Origin of the sequence: Nostoc sp., assembly GCF_036916975.1 — a bacterium.
GTDB lineage: Bacteria > Cyanobacteriota > Cyanobacteriia > Cyanobacteriales > Nostocaceae > Nostoc.
Window position 1 is genome coordinate 1 of sequence record NZ_JBALFF010000083.1, and the last position, 19765, is coordinate 19765.

General features: G+C 42.9%; 16 protein-coding genes and 2 pseudogenes. 15 read left to right on the forward strand and 3 right to left on the reverse strand.

Going from position 1 to position 19765, the window contains the following annotated elements; genetic code table 11:
* Positions 1-110: 110 nt before the first annotated feature.
* The 4 genes and pseudogenes from V7K73_RS21825 to V7K73_RS21840 all read left to right on the forward strand — a co-directional run bounded on the left by V7K73_RS21825 (position 111) and on the right by V7K73_RS21840 (position 5766).
* Positions 111-1445, forward strand: a complete 1335-nt coding sequence (locus V7K73_RS21825; RefSeq protein ID WP_334882984.1) for an extracellular solute-binding protein — start codon at positions 111-113, stop codon at positions 1443-1445.
* Positions 1446-1588: 143 nt separating this feature from the next.
* Positions 1589-3904, forward strand: coding sequence for an ATP-binding protein (locus V7K73_RS21830; protein WP_334882986.1), 2316 nt, complete (start codon positions 1589-1591; stop codon positions 3902-3904).
* Positions 3905-3957: 53 nt separating this feature from the next.
* Positions 3958-4353, forward strand: a pseudogene (locus tag V7K73_RS21835) (response regulator); the annotation flags it as partial.
* A gap of 162 nt (positions 4354-4515) precedes the next feature.
* A pseudogene (locus V7K73_RS21840) lies at positions 4516-5766 on the forward strand (sensor histidine kinase).
* Positions 5767-6213: 447 nt separating this feature from the next.
* Here the strand turns inward: V7K73_RS21840 and ctpA are convergent.
* Entirely contained in the window at positions 6214-7458 is a 1245-nt protein-coding gene (gene ctpA / locus V7K73_RS21845; RefSeq protein ID WP_334882988.1) for a carboxyl-terminal processing protease CtpA, read from the reverse strand.
* A 316-nt stretch (positions 7459-7774) separates the two neighbouring features.
* Between ctpA and V7K73_RS21850 the strand changes: the two genes are divergently transcribed.
* From V7K73_RS21850 to V7K73_RS21880, 7 genes are all read left to right on the forward strand, one after another.
* Complete coding sequence (locus tag V7K73_RS21850; protein WP_334882989.1) at positions 7775-7903, forward strand: hypothetical protein; 129 nt, start codon at positions 7775-7777, stop codon at positions 7901-7903.
* Positions 7904-7981: 78 nt separating this feature from the next.
* Positions 7982-8629 carry a cytochrome b6 gene (petB, locus tag V7K73_RS21855; protein WP_100900603.1) on the forward strand — a complete coding sequence of 216 codons (648 nt, stop codon included), beginning with the start codon at positions 7982-7984 and terminating at the stop codon, positions 8627-8629.
* A 257-nt stretch (positions 8630-8886) separates the two neighbouring features.
* Positions 8887-9369 (forward strand): cytochrome b6-f complex subunit IV, encoded by a 483-nt coding sequence (gene petD, locus V7K73_RS21860; RefSeq protein ID WP_334882991.1) that lies wholly within the window; start codon positions 8887-8889, stop codon positions 9367-9369.
* A gap of 357 nt (positions 9370-9726) precedes the next feature.
* Positions 9727-10170, forward strand: a complete 444-nt coding sequence (locus tag V7K73_RS21865; protein ID WP_334882993.1) for an ATP-binding protein — start codon at positions 9727-9729, stop codon at positions 10168-10170.
* Positions 10171-10659: 489 nt separating this feature from the next.
* Positions 10660-11649, forward strand: a complete 990-nt coding sequence (locus V7K73_RS21870; RefSeq protein WP_334882995.1) for a GDP-mannose 4,6-dehydratase — start codon at positions 10660-10662, stop codon at positions 11647-11649.
* A gap of 10 nt (positions 11650-11659) precedes the next feature.
* Positions 11660-12841 carry a glycosyltransferase gene (locus V7K73_RS21875; RefSeq protein ID WP_334882997.1) on the forward strand — a complete coding sequence of 394 codons (1182 nt, stop codon included), beginning with the start codon at positions 11660-11662 and terminating at the stop codon, positions 12839-12841.
* A 124-nt stretch (positions 12842-12965) separates the two neighbouring features.
* A complete protein-coding gene (locus tag V7K73_RS21880; protein WP_334882998.1) occupies positions 12966-13337 on the forward strand; it encodes a hypothetical protein in 372 nt (123 codons plus the stop codon).
* A 49-nt stretch (positions 13338-13386) separates the two neighbouring features.
* Here V7K73_RS21880 and V7K73_RS21885 read toward each other — a convergent pair whose 3' ends face one another.
* Positions 13387-13827, reverse strand: a complete 441-nt coding sequence (locus tag V7K73_RS21885; RefSeq protein ID WP_334883000.1) for a hypothetical protein — start codon at positions 13825-13827, stop codon at positions 13387-13389.
* Between the two features lie 593 nt (positions 13828-14420).
* Here V7K73_RS21885 and V7K73_RS21890 point away from each other — a divergent pair.
* From V7K73_RS21890 to V7K73_RS21900, 3 genes are all read left to right on the forward strand, one after another.
* Positions 14421-14762, forward strand: coding sequence for a hypothetical protein (locus V7K73_RS21890; RefSeq protein WP_334883002.1), 342 nt, complete (start codon positions 14421-14423; stop codon positions 14760-14762).
* A 186-nt stretch (positions 14763-14948) separates the two neighbouring features.
* Complete coding sequence (locus V7K73_RS21895) at positions 14949-17102, forward strand: pentapeptide repeat-containing protein (RefSeq protein ID WP_334883004.1); 2154 nt, start codon at positions 14949-14951, stop codon at positions 17100-17102.
* 110 nt (positions 17103-17212) lie between these two features.
* Entirely contained in the window at positions 17213-17704 is a 492-nt protein-coding gene (locus V7K73_RS21900) for a hypothetical protein (protein ID WP_334883010.1), read from the forward strand.
* A 263-nt stretch (positions 17705-17967) separates the two neighbouring features.
* On the opposite strand, the gene V7K73_RS21905 is transcribed toward V7K73_RS21900, so the two are convergent.
* On the reverse strand, positions 17968-18741 hold the full coding sequence (locus V7K73_RS21905; RefSeq protein WP_334883006.1) for an iron-containing redox enzyme family protein: 774 nt from the start codon (positions 18739-18741) through the stop codon (positions 17968-17970).
* Positions 18742-18853: 112 nt separating this feature from the next.
* Between V7K73_RS21905 and V7K73_RS21910 the strand changes: the two genes are divergently transcribed.
* Positions 18854-19684 (forward strand): LysR family transcriptional regulator, encoded by an 831-nt coding sequence (locus V7K73_RS21910; RefSeq protein ID WP_334883008.1) that lies wholly within the window; start codon positions 18854-18856, stop codon positions 19682-19684.
* The last annotated feature ends 81 nt before the right edge of the window (positions 19685-19765 follow it).

The window sequence follows — 19765 nt, forward strand, 5'->3', positions numbered from 1 at the left end:
ACTAAGTCCTAACAAGCGAAAGTACTATCAGCAAGGAGAAAGGGCGATGAGGCTTATTCTATCTGTATCCTAGCCCTTTTTGTAGCCCCGTAAGGCAACATACAGCGACGATGCGACATATTGCCGGCTTTGAAGCCCTGACAGGAGCGAATGTCAATTTGACGGCTGTTCCTTTTAAAGATTTATACAACGTATTGCAAAAAAACTGGTCTGGCACTGCTTCAAAGTACGATATGGCAATTATTTTGCCTCAGTGGCAAATCGACTTTGCTGATGCTGGCTACTTAGAAGATTTAACCGAACGTAAGAAGTCTGATGCTGCTTTACAGTGGGACGATATAGCTCCCCTGTATCGCAATTTCAGTGCGATTTACAAGGGACGCACCTATAGTATTCCATTGGATGGCGACTTTCATATAATTTATTATCGCACGGATCTGTTAAAGAAAGCGGGGCTAACGCCTCCAGAAACGTGGGATAAGTATCTGGCGATCGCTAAACAGTTTCACGGCAAAGACCTGAATGGCGACGGTGAACCAGACTACGGCTCTTGTATTGAAAAGCGTCCTAAAGAATATAGTGCATCTATATTCGGTTCATTTTTCACTCCCTTTTTGCAATCTCAGGGAACGGCACAAGGGGTATTTTTTGACCCCGATACAATGAAACCCTTAGTCAACAATCCAGGATTTGCCAGGGCGCTAGAAATCTATAAACAAACAATGAACTATGGAGTTCCCCACGATGAAAACCTGAGTCAAGCCAAAGCCAGAGCATTATTTCTGGGTGGAAGGTGTGCCATGACCCTTGACTGGGGCGATGTTGGAACACTAGCGATCGATCCGGCTACATCTAAAGTGATTGATAAAGTGGGAGCCTTTATCACTCCCGGTACGACTCAAGTCCTCGATCAAAAGACGGGTAAGCTGGTTGCTTGCGACAAGTTTACCTGTCCATACTCCATTGATGGAGTCAATCACGCGCCCTATGCCGCGTATGAGGGATGGGTCGGTGTAGTTGCGGCAAAGACAGCACCAAGGGCGAAAAATGCCGCATACTCGTTTCTCTCTTATATGGGTCAACCGGCTCAGTCTAATATTGATGTCACACTTGGCGAAACAGGCTTCAACCCCTACCGAATTTCTCAATTTAAAAAGGCAGACCCCTGGATTAAAGCCGGGATGTCGCCTGAAGCTGCCAACAACTATTTAGGTGCGATCGGTGTCAGCTTGAATAGTTCCAATATGGTCTTGGATCTAACAATTAAAAGCAATCAGCAATATATCGAAGCCCTCGATGCGATTCGAGCAAATTTCTTAGTGAACAAAATTACGACAGAACAGGCACTGCAACAGATTGAACAAAGATGGGAGCAGATTACCAACCAAGTAGGGCGGGAGTCTCAACGCGCAGCCTATCGCGCCAGCCTTGGGCTAACTCCATAAGGAGGCAGGGGGACGAATGACGAATGACGAATGCAACTATTGATCTGACAGATGAATTGGGCATCTTAAAAATAATTGGGCAAAAATGACATTGAACGTAACTTGCAATTCAGTAGTTTGGGACTCTAAAAGGAGCCATACGAATGCGAAATTGGAACCTCAGCACAAAAATTATTGCTTCCTATTCAGTGTTAATCGCGGTGATGGCTGGGACATTAGCTTCGGGAATGTACTGGCAATTGCAATCTGGTCAACGGCAGGGAATTCGTAATCGTCTTTTGGCGATTGTTAGTCTCGCTGTTCCACAAATCGATAGTGATTATCACGGATTGATTGTTAAACCTAGCGATCGCACTTCAGCCTTTTACAAAATTACTCAAGCGAAGCTTGTAGCTATCCAAGCAACTAGTCAAGATATTTTACGTGTTTATACAGTACGCCAGCAAGCAAATAAAAAGTTTGTCTATGTCTTAAACTACGACCCTGCGGATCAAGGCAAAACTGTATTGATTGGCATGGATTACGAAAAGCCATTAAATGGTTTGAATGCAGCCGTTGCCAGCAATGCACCGTTTGTCGATCAGGAATTTCACCAAACTGCAAACGGCGAAACTGTTCTCTACGGCTATGCCCCAATTACCGATCTTCTGGGTCGGGTAAATGGATTTTTGGTGGTTGAACTAGACGCAAGTTATTTAGTGCAGCGAGAAATTTCGGTTGCTTTATTGGCTCTGGTGACTTTTTTCGCCGTGTTATTAGTAACTGTAATTATAGTGCGTTGGCTGTCGCGATCGCTTGTCGTGCTACCAGTCTTACAACTCAATAGCGCCGCCAAACAATTGGCAACGGGTAACTGGAATGCGACTTTACTTAGCAATGTCTACGACGGGCTACGCCTACGCACCGATGAACTCGGAGAACTTGCCACATCTTTTAATAGCATGGCTAGCCAGTTGCAAACCTCCTTTGCCACCTTAGAACAAAAGGTAGAAGAACGGACGCTACAACTAGCAGAGGCAAAAGAAAAAGCCGATTCTGCAAACCTTGCTAAAAGTGAGTTTCTCGCTAACATGAGCCATGAACTACGGACACCGCTTAATGGCATTCTCGGCTATGCCCAAATTCTCCAAAATGCTGAACCTTTAACAGAACAAGGTAAAAAAGGAATCGATATCATCTATCAGTGCGGTAATCATTTGCTCAATCTGATTAATGATGTGCTTGATTTGGCCAAAATTGAAGCCCGAAAATTGGAATTGCATCCTGTGGATGTGTATTTGCCAGCCTTCCTCGAAGGGATTGCGGAGATGATGCGCGTTCGCGCTAGTCAAAAAGGAATTGCTTTCACCTATCAACCTGATTCTGATTTGCCCCCTGGAATTACAGTTGATGAAAAACGCTTGCGCCAGGTGTTGATTAATTTGTTGGGGAACGCTATTAAGTTTACCGACAAAGGCGGAGTGACGTTTCGCGTTAAAATTCACAAACTAGAAACTGAAACCTATCAAATTCGGTTTCAGGTTGAAGATACAGGGGTTGGCATATCCCCAAGCGGACTTACGAAAATCTTCCAACCCTTTGAGCAAGTGGGTGATGTGAACAAACAAGCAGAAGGTACTGGACTGGGATTAGCAATCAGTCAACAAATTGTAACTCTGATGGACAGTAGCCTAAATGTAGAAAGCCAGCTAGGAAAAGGCAGCACCTTCTGGTTTGAAGTCGAACTAACAGAAGCCAAAGATTGGGCAACAAGTCTGCGAACAACTCAGCAAGGCAAAATTTTGGGATTTGAGGGTAGCAAACGTCAGGTTTTAGTAGTCGATGACCGTTGGGAGAATCGGTCGGTTTTGGTCAGTTTCCTTGAACCTTTAGGTTTTGTGGTGATTGATGTTAGCAATGGTCGAGAAGGATTAGCAAAGGCGCAGGAAATTGTTCCCGATCTAATTATTACAGACTTGATGATGCCAGAAATGGATGGCTACGAGATGCTGCGACACTTGCGACAGATTCCTGAGTTGAAGGATGTGCCAGCGATCGCTTCTTCGGCTAGTGTATTTGAGAGTAATCAAAATGAGAGTATCACGGCTGGAGCTAATGCTTTTTTGCCCAAGCCTGTAGAAGTCTCAGCTTTGTTGAAGTTGTTGGAAAAATACCTAAATTTAACATGGATATACGAGCATCAATCTATACCTGTGGAACTTGTGCCATTTAAGTCAAAAGAAACATCCTCATCAACTTCAGATGAGATGATTCCGCCGCCGGATGAGGTTTTGTCGCAGTTATACACCTTGGCGTTACAAGGACGCTTGATGGCGATCGAGCAACAACTAAAAACTTTAGAAAAAACCGATCAGCAGTACCAGCCATTTATCAAAGCAATACGTCAGTATGCAGATAATTTTCAGACTGAAAATATCCGAACATTTATTGAACAGTATCTTCCTATTGCTAAAAATTGATCTACTCAATTCTACTGTGATAAACCTTTTGTTATCTGATTACCATTTTTGCCATGACAGCATTCCCTGGAAATTTTATTACATCTAATAATTCTGTTACAAACCCGTTTGAGAATTGCATTATTCTGATTGTTGATGATGTGCCAAATAACTTAAAAGTGCTTTCAGACACCTTAGCCCATGCTGGTTTTGAAGTGGCGATCGCAACCAGTGGCGAAAGTGCGCTACAACAACTCGAACATACTCCAGTATCTTTGATTTTACTAGATGTAATGATGCCGGGGATGGATGGCTTTGAAACCTGTAAGTGCATAAAAGCCAATCCCATAAACCAAAATATTCCGATTATTTTTATCACCGCCTTATCTGAATCGGTAAATAAAGTTACAGGCTTTGAACTAGGAGCCGTTGACTACATAACTAAACCGTTTCAACAAAGTGAAGTTTTAGCACGGGTGCGATCGCACTTAAAAATTAACCAGTTGAGCCAGTCTCTTGAAGCCAGAAATACAGAACTGCAACAACTCACTGAGCAACTAGAGCAACGAGTTGCAAAACGAACTGAGGAACTATTTGTATCGATTGAAACTGTGAAACGAACTCAACAATTGATGCGCTTAGTGTTTGATACTATTCCCCACTGGGTAGGCTGGAAAGATGTCAATTCGGTTTATTTGGGCTGTAATCAAAGTTTTGCTGATGTCCTAAACTTAAATTACCCTGATGAGATTGTAGGTAAAACCGACTATGACTTACTGTTCAGTAAAGAAGAATCGGATTTGTTTATAATGTACGATCGCCACGTCATGGAGTCTGGTCGAGCAGAATTTCATATCATCGATCAATTGCAACGCCCAGATGGTAAACAAGTTTGGTTAGATACGAGCAAAATACCTCTACGCGATGCCTTGGGGAATGTATTCGGCATTTTATCCGTGACAGAAGACATTACCGAACGTCGCCAAGCTGAAGACCAACTCAAACAAAAAAAACAAAATCTAGAACAAGCACTAGTAGAACTTCAAGGCACGCAAGTGCAATTAGTCCAAAGTGAAAAAATGTCGGCGCTGGGAAACCTTGTAGCGGGGGTGGCACATGAAATTAATAACCCTGTCGGCTTCCTGGGTGGCAACATTCAACCTGCTTTAAATTATATTAAGGATATATTCGGCTTAATTGATTTATATCAACAGGAATATTCTACTCCCAGTCGAATAATTTTAGATGAAATCGAAGCAATTGACCTAGATTACATCCGCGAAGATTTACCCAAGTTAATCGGTTCAATGCGAGAAGGCGTAAAGCGAATTCGAGATATTAGCACTTCCTTACGGACTTTTTCTCGTGCTGATAGCGATCGCCCAGTTGCTTGTAACATTCATGATGGTCTTGAAAGCACTATTCTGATTCTCAAACATCGCCTTAAAGCTTCAGAAACTCGCCCAGAAATTCAAGTTATCAAAGAATATGGTCAGCTACCACTTGTAGAATGCTTTGCGGGACAGTTAAATCAGGTATTTATGAATATTCTAGCAAATGCTATTGATGCTTTAGAAGAGTCAAATATCGGACGTACTTTTGAAGAGATTAAAGCAAATCCCAATCGCATCAAAATTATTACCAAACTTAACGATAACAAGCAACAATTAATTATTAATATTAAAGATAATGGTCAAGGGATAGCTGAAGAAGTAAAACAAAAGATTTTTGACCATTGATTTACTACGAAAGCTGTCGGACAAGGGACTGGATTAGGACTTGCGATCGCCCGTCAAATCATCGAAGAAACCCACAGCGGAAAATTAAGTTTTAACTCTGTTAAGGGTGAAGGTACAGAATTTATCATTGAAATTCCCTTATAACTTCACGCATTCACGCATTCAAAATTAACAATCCCCATACTTCAAGAAGACTTCGGCGTGAACGCTCAGTAACCATAAATAAATTATGTTGTTAGTAAATGGATACAAGATATTGCATTTTAACGTAATTATTTAGGACTTACGCACGAGTTACGGGATAACGAACCGCAGAGGCGCAGAGAACACGGAGAAATCAGAGTTTGAGAGATATTTTGCGTAAGTCCTATTATTTAATTATTAATTATAAATTAGTAATTATTCGCTCATTCCCAGTCATAGACTGAGAACAAAGCGAACTCCCAACTCCCAACTCCTAACTCCCAACTCCCAACTCCCAACTCCCAACTCCCAACTCCCAACTCCCAACTCCCAACTCCCAACTCCCAACTCCCAACTCCCAACTCCTAACTCCCAACTCCTAACTCCCAACTCCTAACTCCTAACTTTTTACACCTTCCCCGCCACCACCAAGTCTTTCTTCAAAAGTTCCACTGCTGCTTGATATTGCAAATCCGCTTCGGTGCCAATCTGTTCGCGGTTAATTGGGTCTTGGGAAATCACTTTATCTGGCTTAATACCTAATTTATTGATATCCCGGTGTTGAGGAGTTTCATACTTAGCAATTGTGACTGCCAAGCCCGAACCATCTGATAATTCAAATAAAGATTGAATTAAGCCCTTGCCAAAAGTGGTTTCGCCTACCAACTCGGCACGACCATTATCTTGGAGTGCGCCAGCGAGAATTTCACTAGCACTAGCAGTTCCTTGATTTACCAAAATCACCAGAGGATCAGTCGTCAGGGCTGGGCCAAAGGCTTCAAAACTACCTTGAATGCCTTGTCGGTTCACAGTGTAGACAATAGTACCAGAGTCTAACCACAGACGGGCGATTTCAATTCCTGATTGTAATAACCCCCCAGGATTATTTCGTAAATCTAGAATGTAGGCAGCAGCGCCTTTTTTTTCTAGACTAGAAATAGCGTGTGCCAATTCCGTTGAAGCATTGGCATTGAATTGTGTGAGGCGAAGGTAGCCAATGGGCGTACCCTCAGTATAAACACGCAAATCCGAAACCACAGGGTTAAGAGCAATGCGATCGCGTGTCAGTCTAATTTCCGTTTCTGCTTCTCCGTCGCGTTCGATCAAAAGAGTAACAAGGCTGCCACTAGGTCCGCGCATTTTAGTCGCAGCTTCATCTAGGGTAAGATTTTTTGTAGAAACGCCTTCAATTTTGAGAATGCGATCGCGTGGCCTAATTCCTGCTTTATCTGCTGGTGAACCTGCTATGGGAGCCACTACTTCCAACTTCCTAGTTTCAGGATTTAAAGCAATTTGTAATCCTACCCCAGTCAGTTCTCCAGAAGTATTGACCTGTAAGCTGCGGTACTGTTCCGGGTCTAAAAAGCGGGTAAAAGGATCGTCGAGGCTCTTGAGCATCTTCCCAATTGCCGCATAACTGGCATTTGAGTCTGTCAGTGGCTTCTCTAGAACCTTTTGCCGCACAGCCGCCCAGTTTTGATGATTAAACGTCTCATCTAGATAAGTGCGATTAACAATTCGCCAAACTTCCGAAACCAGCTTTTGTTGCGTCGTCAAAGCCATCACAGGCTGGGTGAGCGTACCCAACGCCAACCAAAACGCCATTAACAATGAAAATCCAACCCGAAAGACTTGTTTATTCATGAACCCCATTATCAATTCCACCTCAACCCAAATTGCCTAGAAATGCTCACTTGCTCATGTTGTTGATGAAATCTATCTCTCGATTATGTTACTTTTTTTATAGAAGTGGTGCATTTCTCTCATCAAGTTGTTCAGTCAACGGATGGGTTGTATCCACTCATCAAAGGATAAAATCTACTTTGTGTCCACCTTTTTCTGTGCAGGGGCGTAAAGAGATCGCAATATATTCCTTCTTTACAGAGTGTAAAGTTTCTGAAGACTCTTAGCACCCTGAAAGCTGACAAGCAAACAAAACTCGCCTTTACTAAAATCCCAAAATTGCTAATTGGGAGAGAAGTCACAAGCGGCGGCTTATGAGAAGTCCGTAGACAATTCTGCTGCTACCCTAGCCTGTGGCAACCCCTTTGTCGAACGGGAAAACCTAAAGGCAAACCCGCAGGATGCCGAGGCTTGAGATCATCAGAATTTTGGTCGCCGATTTAGAACTTCGGAATTTATCAACCGCAACCGACTTTTAGGAACTTGAGATTGTATGGCCAACGTTTCCGACTGGTTTGAGGAACGCCTGGAGATTCAGGCACTCGCTGAAGACGTGACTAGTAAGTACGTCCCTCCCCACGTCAACATTTTCTACTGTTTGGGTGGAATTACCCTGGTTTGCTTTCTCATCCAGTTTGCCACTGGATTTGCGATGACGTTCTACTACAGACCAACAGTCACCGAAGCTTTCTCCTCAGTGGAGTACATCATGAATGAAGTAAGCTTCGGTTGGCTAATTCGCTCTATCCATCGCTGGTCTGCCAGCATGATGGTATTGATGATGATTTTGCACACCTTCCGGGTTTATCTGACTGGTGGTTTCAAAAAGCCCCGCGAACTGACCTGGATAAGTGGTGTCATCCTGGCTGTGATTACAGTTTCCTTTGGAGTCACCGGCTATTCTTTACCTTGGGATCAAATTGGCTACTGGGCTGTGAAAATCGTTAGCGGCGTACCAGAAGCAATTCCCGTAGTTGGAGTTCTGATTTCCGACCTGCTGCGCGGCGGTTCGAGTGTTGGTCAAGCAACACTAACTCGTTACTACAGCGCCCACACCTTTGTACTGCCTTGGTTGATTGCAGTCTTCATGCTATTTCACTTCTTGATGATCCGCAAACAAGGCATTTCCGGGCCTTTGTAATCTCAGCTATTAGCCCTCGGCAACATTTATCAGTTCCCAGATGAAGTTGTTTGTTTTAAACTTATAAAACACAAGAAATTAATTGTACATAAGTTCCAAAAAACAAACACTTGTATCTGAAGGCTAAAGCTGTAAAGATTCTCCAGGCGACTGAGTGGAAATGACAAACGCTATTTGCCGCCAGGTTAGAGTTGCCGAGTAGCTGATAGCTTTCACAAATGCTTTAATTTAACTTAAGCAGGAGAGCAAATTTCAAAATGTCAACACAAAAAAAACCTGACCTGAGCGATCCTCAGTTAAGAGCCAAACTAGCTAAAGGCATGGGTCACAACTACTATGGTGAACCCGCTTGGCCTAATGACCTACTTTACGTATTTCCAATCGTGATCATGGGTTCATTCGCTGCGATTGTAGCTCTAGCTGTGCTAGATCCCGCTATGACCGGTGAACCAGCAAATCCTTTCGCCACACCATTGGAAATCTTGCCAGAGTGGTACTTGTATCCAGTGTTCCAAATTTTGCGATCGCTTCCTAACAAACTTTTAGGAGTGTTAGCAATGGGTTCAGTACCAGTGGGGCTAATTCTCATTCCCTTTATTGAGAACGTTAATAAGTTCCAAAACCCTTTCCGTCGTCCAGTTGCAACCACAGTGTTCCTCTTTGGTACCCTTGTCACCTTGTGGCTGGGTATTGGTGCTGCCTTGCCATTGGACAAATCTTTGACCTTGGGACTATTCTAAATTAGTCACCACAAAGTGCTTTGACGCCTGTGAGTTTCAAGAGCAGATGTAGATGTGCTTTTGAAAGAAATTTACAGGCGTCAATTTTAATAATTCAGATTGCATCTGGAATCTGAAGTTTTGGATGGAAAAACTATTCCAAAATTTAAAATTACCAAAGTCGTCAAATAGAAACATTTTTCACTTACTTAACGTAAGTTGCTAGTTACAATTCTCGAAATGTCAAAATCGTTCATGTTTTGTCTTTTGGGACATAGAATATCTCAATTTAGATTTTTCTATATCAAAGAAATTCTGCGAATAGTGCAAAATTTAATAACTAGCAACTTGGGTTTACTTATATTTAAGTCACAGTTAATGTTTAGCATAGTGCAGCAAGACCATCTGACGGTTAAGAGCGAACTAAGTCTCCTAAACCAGGTGCAAGAATGGTTTGAGCAATTTTGTCTGCAACATTTGTCTCAACTTGGCTGGTCAAAAACCCAACTTGATCGCCTAAATTTAGCATTAGCAGAAGGCTTTACCAACGCAGTTCGTCACGCTCATCATGCTTTACCACCCGAAACAACCATTGAGATTAAAATTTATCTATGGATTGACCGACTAGAGATTAGAATTTGGGATTATGGAAAACCTTTCAATCCTGATGCGATCGCAGAGCCAGAGCCAGGTACCCTGCAAGTAGGCGGATATGGATGGTTTCTGCTGCGACGGTTGGCCGATCGTGTTGTATACGAACGTGATCGAGATGGTAGAAATTGCCTCCTCATTGTGAAATACTCTCAAGAAGCACAACAATAAAAGTGAAGCAGTCAAAGAAGAGGAAAGGAGGCAGAGAGCAGAGGAGAAAATGCCATAAATAAATTTAGGGCTACTGAAACTTGGACAGATTATTTCTCTGTACGAGACGCCAAAGCCGAACCCGCTTTGCGTCTCGAAATAAATATTTTTACTTTAAACATAAATAAATCTTAAGTTAAAACAAAAGTACGAGCAAAAGCAGTCTTGGGCTAAATATATAGTTATTTGATTGATGAAATTATACTCTTTTTCAAAATTATCTGGATTGGAGTAATATGTTTTTTACGTAAAATTGCTTATTTATTATGATTTTTTTGTAAAGCCTCAAAGAATATTTTTGTATAAAAAGAATTAATGAATACAGTAAAGATAACATTCGAGTTACGCTAGCTCCCTTGTTAATATTTGTCAGCACTGTTGAGAGTCTTATTTTTTGTTCTCCAACAAGTGCCATTTTGTGCTTAAAGAGATAGAGGAAATAGGGGAGATATGATTAAGACAGCCCTAATTACAGGAATAACTGGTCAAGATGGCTACTATCTCAGCCATTTGCTCCTCAACCGTGGTTATCGAGTTGTAGGATTAGTACCCCCGCATCGACAACCTAATTTGGCCAAACTGGGAACACTGGCAAATCAGGTAGAAATTTTTACGGTTGACTTGAGAGATAATACAGCCTTGTTGACCGCAGTTGAACAGATGCGTCCCCAAGAAATTTACAATTTGGCGGCTCCCAGTTTTGTACCCGACTCTTGGAACGACCCATTGGGAACTTTGGATTTGATAACTGGTACGGCTACCAGGCTTTTGGAAGCAGTACGAAAGGTTGGTTTATCCACCAGATTTTATCAAGCCAGCAGTTCAGAAATGTTTGGCGATGTATTTATTTCGCCTCAAGATGAAGAAACGCCTTTTCGCCCCAAAAATCCCTATGCTGCGGCTAAGATGCACGCCCACTGGACAATGGTGCATCACAGACAGCGCTATGGGTTATTTGCCTGTAGTGGAATTTTATATAACCATGAGTCTCCTCTGCGGCCACCTCAGTTTGTTACACGTAAAGTTTCTTTGGCAGCTGCATCGATTAAATTGGGTTTAACTGACACCTTAGAAATGGGTAATTTAGATGCCAAACGCGATTGGGGATTTGCGGGAGATTACGTAGAGGCAATGTGGCGCATGTTGCAGATTGATGAGCCAGAAGAATATGTGATAGGGACTGGGAAACTGCACAGTGTTAGAGATTTAGTTGCCGCAGCCTTTAGCTCTGTGGGATTGGATTGGACGCATCATGTAGTTTTAAATAGCAGTTTATTGCGACAAGATGAGCATTTTCAACTAGTAGCTAACCCCAGTAAAGCTAAAATAAACCTTGGTTGGGAACCCCAAGTCAGCTTTGAGGAGCTTTTAGAAAAAATGGTAAAAACAGATTTAGAGCGGTTACAAAGCGGTGCGATCGCCCCCTTACCGCGAGTGTAAATTACCTAACATGCATATCACAACAGTGACAGAAAATCTCAAGTTAGGTGATAAAGTTAACAAAAAAACTAATCATGTTTTCGTATTTTTAGAAATTTTTGCCCACGAAGGCGGTATCCAATCATATATAAAAGATATTTTTCGCGCCTATCTGGGATTGAGCCAAATCTACAAAGCGGAAGTCTTTTTGCTGCGAGATAGTCCTGATAGCTTAAATCCGTTTAAAGACAAGAACTTAAAATTTCATTACTTTAAAAATCAGTCTCCCGAAATCGGGAGACTACAAATGGCAGCAGCATTACTTAAGTGTCTGTTGCTAAACCGTCCAGAACAAGTTTTCTGCGGTCATATTAACTTAGGAGTATTAGTACAAACTCTTTGTCAGCCTTTGGGGATTCCTTACACAGTGCTAACTTATGGTAAAGAAGTCTGGGAACCGCTCAAAAATCAAGAACGTCGCGCCCTGACATCAGCAGCTGGAATTTGGACAATTAGTCGTTACAGCCGCGATCGCGCTTGTGCTGCTAATAGTTTAAACCCGAAAATAGTACAGATGATGCCTTGTGCAATTGACGGGGAGAAATTTACTCCTGGTTCCAAGCAGCCAGAATTAGGAAATAAGTATGGCTTAACTGGTGCTAAGGTGTTAATGACAGTAGCGCGGTTATGGTCAGGGGATATTTACAAAGGTGTAGATGTAACGATTCGCGCATTACCACAAATCGCTCAAGTTTTCCCAGAAGTAAAATATTTGGTAATAGGTCGTGGTGATGACCAACCGCGATTAGCTAAACTAGCTGCATATTTAGGTGTGAGCGATCGCGTCGTATTTGCTGGTTTTGTTGCTACAGAAGAATTAATTGAACATTACCGCCTTGCTGATGCCTATATTATGCCTTCACAAGAAGGCTTTGGCATAGTTTATCTGGAAGCAATGGCTTGTGGAGTGCCTGTATTATCCGGTGACGACGATGGTTCAGCCGATCCTTTGCAAGATGGTAAACTAGGATGGCGAGTCCCACACCGCAGCCCTGATGCGGTAGCAACGGCTTGTATAGAAATGCTTCAAGGGAATGATCAGCGATGTAATGGAGACTGGCTACGAGAACAAGCGATCGCTCTGTTTGGCATAGATGCCTTTCAACAGCACTTGCAAAAAATTCTTCTATCTTCAGTAATCAAGTCCATTTGAGTCCAAATGACAAATGACAAATGACCAATGACAAATGACCAATGACAAATGACCAATGACCAATGACCAATGACCAATGACTAAAATCGCTATCCTAGAAGGAGAGCAGGACGACATTTAAAAAATGAGCTTTAAGTCATTTCAATTGAATCTTTTAAATCTCCGCCCTTGGCTCACCCTGCTGGCAGTTATTTGGTTGCTGGCATCACTGGGCTTGGGTTGGTTGGTTAATTCGTTGCTAATTATTGTCGGGTTGCTGTTTTTAGCACCCATTGTGGCTTTTTTTGGCTTTCGTTGGTGGCTGCAATGTAACTTGGTTGCTGACCAGTGTCCCGTCTGTAGATATGAATTTACAGGTTTAAATAACAGTCAGTTGCAGTGTCCTAACTGTGGAGAGTCACTTTTAGTACAAAATAGTCATTTTCAGCGCTTCACACCAGAAGGCACAATTGATATCAAAGCTGTGGAAGTCCCAGGCAAATCACTGGAAGATTAGTAAAGGGTCATTGGTCATTGGTCATTAGTCATTAGTAAAGGACAAATGACTAATGACTATTTATTTGCGAGATTGAAAGGGTGTAGCTATACTTTGCTTGGGATACGTCCAGTTCGCCCACATACACTGAGTATGTTCCTGCCTGCCAGTAACCAGAAAGTTCTGGCTTGCCTCCAGAATATTTATCTGCGATTACACAAAAACGCCCCCCAGGTCCGTCGATTAATAGCGTTGGCTTCCCTTGACTTTCTACTGTTAATCGCAAATAAGGTAGTGATTCTGTAACCTGGATAACTTGATTAGGTTCAGTGGTAATATTGCCACAATTACTTTTGACAGTTCCCCCAGACTTTCCCTTCAAAATTAGTGGATCTGCTTGGAGATTGCGATTAATTTGGATTTTTGGTGTCTGTGCCAAATTAGTCTGGGCGAAAACCAAACTCATCGCCAAAGCTGTGGGAAAAATTATAAGTAGCCTAAGCGTTTTCATTTTAATTAATGCTCCAGATTTTTTAAGAGCAATATTGTTATATCGTCTGATTTATATAGACGGCAGCAATCCGTCTTAGTTCCAAAAATTGCCGTATAAAATAATACTATTCATTTCAATATTTTTTGTGAAGATTTGATGGGTGTAAAGACTATTAATCGTGCAAATTATCTATGTGTGGTGGCTCACATCTTGCACCTAGCCCTGGCGATTAGAAATCGCGGCTATACAAACGAAGTCCACCTCCGTGGACAAGCGAGAAAATCAAAGGTTTTTAACCCACCTCCGTGGGTTTAGCCTGTGTAGCCGAGCCAGTGCGTTGGGCGGGCAATGCCCGACTTGAAGCAACTGGCGTGCGACTTCCAGTCGCCTGGTGCAAGATATAAGGTGGGGCTTTTGCGCCAAAATAATCTACCCTACATTTTGTACTTCAATCCGTAACACGCTAAGATTCCAAAAATCATTATAATTTTTACTGCCCAGAAAGGTATTGCATACACAGACATTAGCTAAAATCACTAAGACAACCACCAAAAATATAATTTGGTTGGTCTTTTGTGGAACAAGTAACCTAGCTGAGGTAAAAAAGATTGATGAATCCTCAAAGAGAAGAAGACTTGCAGCGTCGCCTCAATAAGCTAGAGGCAGAGATTAATTCTTCGCCAAAAGTGGTTCCCCAACCACAAGAGCAAAAACAGACTGAGGCATCTGTTTTTGCCAAATTTAACTTGCAACTGGAGCGATTTCAGATTTGGTTCAACAGCTTATCTGGGACAAAAAAGCTGGTAGTTTCGGGTGTAACGGTGCTAGTAGGCTTGGCAATGCTGCAAGCAGTGTTTAAACTGGTTGCATCTGTAATCAGTCTGGCACTTTTGGCACTGTTAGTGTATGTTGGATACAAAATTTTTGTGTCTAGTAGCTTTCAACGTAAGTAATATGATATGCATTCACTTTGCATACCCGTAGTTATGAAAGTCAGGAGCCATGATACTAAAAGGCTCCTGACTTATGACTCCAAAATTCTATTTCAACATGCTTTTCTTTTTGCCGATTAGCTTAGTCTATTTTAATTGTGCCGATCGCGGCGTATAAATAATGTCAATGTCAAAGGAAATTATGCGATGACGACACCAATTGTCAAAAGAAGTAATCAATCTGGTCAGTCAAAACAACCAGAGAGAGCCAATTCGGTGTTGCTAACAAGTAGGCGGTTTGCTGCTTGGGCGGCCGAAATCACACTAGTAGTTAGTAGTGGGTTGATTCCTTTCGGCATTGGTGTCTATGCCAATTCTAGAAGCGATCTTAATCGAGTGCCGCTTAACCCTATGCTGGTAGTCACAGAAAGAGCGATCGCTAGACCCCTAGCTCTACCTGTAAGCTATGGCATCCGTAACGTGGCATGGCCAACTAATATTTTGTGGACAATCGCCCTGTTAGCACCTGTAACTCTCTCATGGTGGGAATTGTATTTACTAGCTAAGACTGGTAGTACAATTCCTAAACGTTGGTTAAAAGTGCGGGTTGTCAACGAGCAAGGAAGACCACCTGGTTTAGGGGCAGTTGTAATTAGAGAAGGAGTTGGGCGTTGGACTGTACCCATTTCTATCGCTTATCTGCTGTGGCGCTACAGCTTTGCTTTTCCTAATTTAGGATTATTCACATTTTTGTCTTTGTTAATGATTGTGGGTGAAGGGATAGGCTTACCGTCGCGCCGGGGTCGTCGCGCATTGCACGATCAACTTGCAGGCACTTATACAATAGATGCGACTCGTCCCTTGCCATCATCACTTTTAGCTAACAATAAACAAGCTCAGTCTATTGATGGTAATGAGCAAGCAGAAGAATTGCCCGAAGAAGAATTAGCAGCAGCCCAAATCAACCACTCGCCTAACCTGTGGCGGCGGATACAGCAAAATCCTAATCTAACTTTGTTTGGCGTAGGGCTTACGAGTATGACTGCTGTATTGGCAACTTTAATCGGGACTCAAGTTTATATCCAAATTCAACAATCCCAGCGAGCAACCGAGAAAATCAACAGCCAACAGTTCCTCGAACTTGTCAAACAATTAGCTCCCAACTCTGGGGCGACTAATGAGCAACGCCAAAGTGCAATTCTGGCTATAGGCGGTCTGAATGACCCAGAGTCGATCAAATTTCTGGCGAATCTCTTGGTTAGCGAAACCAACCCCAGCCTCCAGGATACGATTCAACAAGCTTTGACAACTGTCGGACCCAAAGCCATCCCGGAACTCAAAAATAAGAATCAGTTTTTGGTTAGCGAACTAGAGTCTCTGGGTAGCACTGCAACCCAAGAACGAGAATTACGGCAAGGGCGGTTACAAAGAAACCAACGGACGATCAACAAGATTCTCTCTGTTTATAGCGGTAAAATCGAGGGCGTTGACCTTAGTAGCACCCAATTAGGTCAAAGCGGGACTCCAGGAAATTCCTTCTTTAATTTGGTACTAGACAACCTTGATTTATCAGGAGTTAAGTTTAAATCTGCAAATCTTAACCAAGCCAGCTTTAAGGGTAGCCGCTTTCGGAGCGTGGGTGAAGATGGGCGCTGGGATACCTATGATGATGTGATGGCTGATTTAAGCCAAGCTCAGTTGCAGCAAGCCAACCTTACTGATGCTAATCTCAGTCGCGTCTTAATGAACCGTACCGATTTGAGCCGCGCCACTCTCAACAGAGCCAACTTATCTAACGCACGTCTATATGAGGCTAAACTCAACAGCGCCCAACTAGTAGGAGCCGATCTGCGAAACGCAGTTTTGGAAAAAGCTAGCTTAACTGGAGCAGATTTAGGTGACGCTAAATTGAACGAAGCCAATCTGTACGCAGCCCGTTTAGGTCGCGCCACTGCCATTGGAACACAATTATCCTTTGCCAACCTAACTAACACCGATTGGGAAGGGGCAGATTTATCAGGAGCCTATTTGGATCGTGCTAATCTCAGCAATGCTAACTTGAGCGCTACTCGTCTAGCTGGTGCTGTCTTGCGTTCTGCCCAAATGGAAAATGCTAACTTGCAAAATGCCGACCTGAGTCTTGCAGATTTACGGGGGGCAAATGTCGCCGGAGCAGATTTTAAGGGGGCAATTCTCGCTCCTAGTAAACAAGATCCAGCAGATCAATTTGTCCAAACCCCAGATTTAGGCTCAGTATCTGCCGTAATCCAAGGGGTTGATTTTTCTCAAGCCAAAAATTTAGATGCCAAGCAATTAGCATACATTTGTACTCAAGGAGGTATTCATCCCCGTTGCCCGTAGAATGGAGGGCAGGGGTCAGGGGGCAGGGGGATGAGGGGGATAAGGCGAATAATCAATGACAAATGACAAATGACAAATGACAAATGACAAATTGGTGTGAGGAGTTGGTTATGAAGTATATTCAATGTTTGGTTTCAGTTTTGGGGGCTGGCTTGGTTTTGAGTCTGGCGAGTACTAAACCAGCACAAGCTCAAGTAGCTTATGGCAGTTATATCGGTATAGGCCCTACTGTTGGTTTTACTGATGGTATCCAATTGGGGGGGGTTATAGCTGGTCGCTACAAGCTTTTGGAAGCGCCACTTTCACTCCGCGCTCAAGTGTTAATTGGCAATAATACGGCAGTTGTGCCAACGGTTTCTTACGATTTTCCCCTCAACTGGCAAGCTGATGCTTACTTGGGTGCTGGGTTAGTTTTGGCTGGTGGTGGTGGATCTTCTCCTGTGGGCGACAAAATTAGTTTTGCTTTACAACCGGGCATTGATTATATGATCCCAAATAGCAATACTGTGCTTTTTGGCAACGCGATCATTGCCTTTGATGCCTACCGTGATAGCGGTGGTACAGCTATCTCTGTACAAGGTGGTGTTGGTTTGAGATTTTAAGGGGCATCGGAAAGAGTCACCAAAACAGTGTTGAGCAAAGAGTACCGATTCATGAGTGTAAATTATTACTCATTGTTTTTTCTAGCATTATCAAGGTGTTTGAGATGGTGGCTATAGTGCAAAAAATAACTAATCCCCAGTACCACTACTGGGGGTTTTGTTTTGGGCGATCGCCTGAAAAATTATATTAAAACGCGCAGTTCATTAATAAAATAGCACTGGGCGTTTTCGCGTGTTTTTTAATTTGGGGATTTGTGGAGCAGCTAAACAGCATTGCCTTGGGATTCGTACTCATGCAGCAGATCCTCGAAATATTGTACGTGTCGATCAATTCCACACTCGACGGCTTTGATTACGCTATTGAGTTTGGTTGAATCACCCTTAAAGCGATTCAGCACCGGACGAATAGAATCTTGGAAATGATTTACCTCTAATTCTGCGTGCAAGCTCAACCAAGTCGGGTGCTTTATGTCACGAGCATCAAAGTAAGATTGGAGAATTCTAGCATTTCGGATTGACACACACAGTTCTCGACCACTCAGCGCAGCCAAGGCTTCGTAAAAGTTGTCGGTTCCGTAGCCGAATTCATCGAAAAATGAACGTTCATACGATACAGTCGCGGCACTCCGTTGAGATGCGATAATTTCAGGATCACTCAATCCCAGATCGTGAAGAAATTCTACGTACATCTCACTATGATCGTCTTGCAAGTCGGTGAAGGTGTGATCTGACAACGACATAATCGCAGATTTTTGGTCTGGGTCAGTACAACTGCCAGCTTTGACGATGCATAAACCGAACCACTGATGCAGCCGATCGCGCCAAAAATGGTACTGGAGAAACGTATATTGTATCATTGGTGGAGTAATCGCTCCAGCTTTCAGCAAGCAAAAAAAACGACTCCGATCAAGGACTTCGTGACAATAAGCGATTGTTCTAGAACTGATTTCCGATTCTTGCGCTTTCACCGCAGGCGGTAGTTCGATGTCTCGATTTAAGCGGCTAGATGTCAGAGCGATCGCAGGTTCCACTTTCATAATTAATCTTCTAGTTATGAGTTCATGAAGCAAGCTTAGAAGATGATTATTATGATAGTAACAGGATTTTGATTATCTTAGTATGATATTTTAATTATACTATTTTAGTGAAATGACCCTTCGACCTTGGAATCAGCTTGAAATGCGGCAGCTACACTATTTTATAGAGCTTGTTGCAGAAACGGGCGATAAAAAAAGCTTTAGCAAAGCGGCTGAACGCTTAGATGTGGAACAATCCTACCTCAGCAAAACGATCGCGGCATTGGAAGCGGCGTTGAGCGTCGAACTCTTTGATCGCACTCGTCGCCCTCCGGTGTTGACGGCGGCGGGAAAAGTGTTTCTCACCGAACTTCAGTTTGCCACAACAGCCCTCGAACGGGCGGTGACACGCGCACAAGAAGCGAGTCGTGGCGAAATTGGCAAGCTGGTTGTGGTGGTGAACACTGCGATCGCTAATAGTTTACTTCCAGATATTCTCAAAACCTTTCGCGATCGTTATCCGAAGGTGGAATTAGAACTGCGATCGATGACGATCGAGGAAATGATCCAAGGACTACGGGATAACTCCATTGATGTTGGATTTGAACATCTGCCCAATCCTTATTCAGGTGATTCAACTCTGAATTTTCTCCCGATTGTGCAAGAGTCCTTTGTGGTTGCATTGCCAGAACATCATCCTCTGACGGCGCTCAAGCACATTCCACTTGAAGCACTCAAGGATGAGCAGCTGATTTTACCACCCCTTGATGCGGTGCCTTCTTATCAAGTGGTGTTATCACAATTTGAGCTTCGGGGATTCAAGCCAACATTGCTAGAAACAGTCAAAGCCACTTGGATGGTAATCAACCTCAGTTTAGTGGCAGCAGGCGTAGGTGTCTCGATTCTACCGGACAACGTGCAAACGCTTCAACGTCAAGGAGTGGTCTACCGAGAGGTAAACTAAATGACAAAAAACTTTGCTAAACTTATCTATAATTAGGTATTTTAGACAAGTTTATGTGGAAGGTTGCAGAATTTGGAGGAT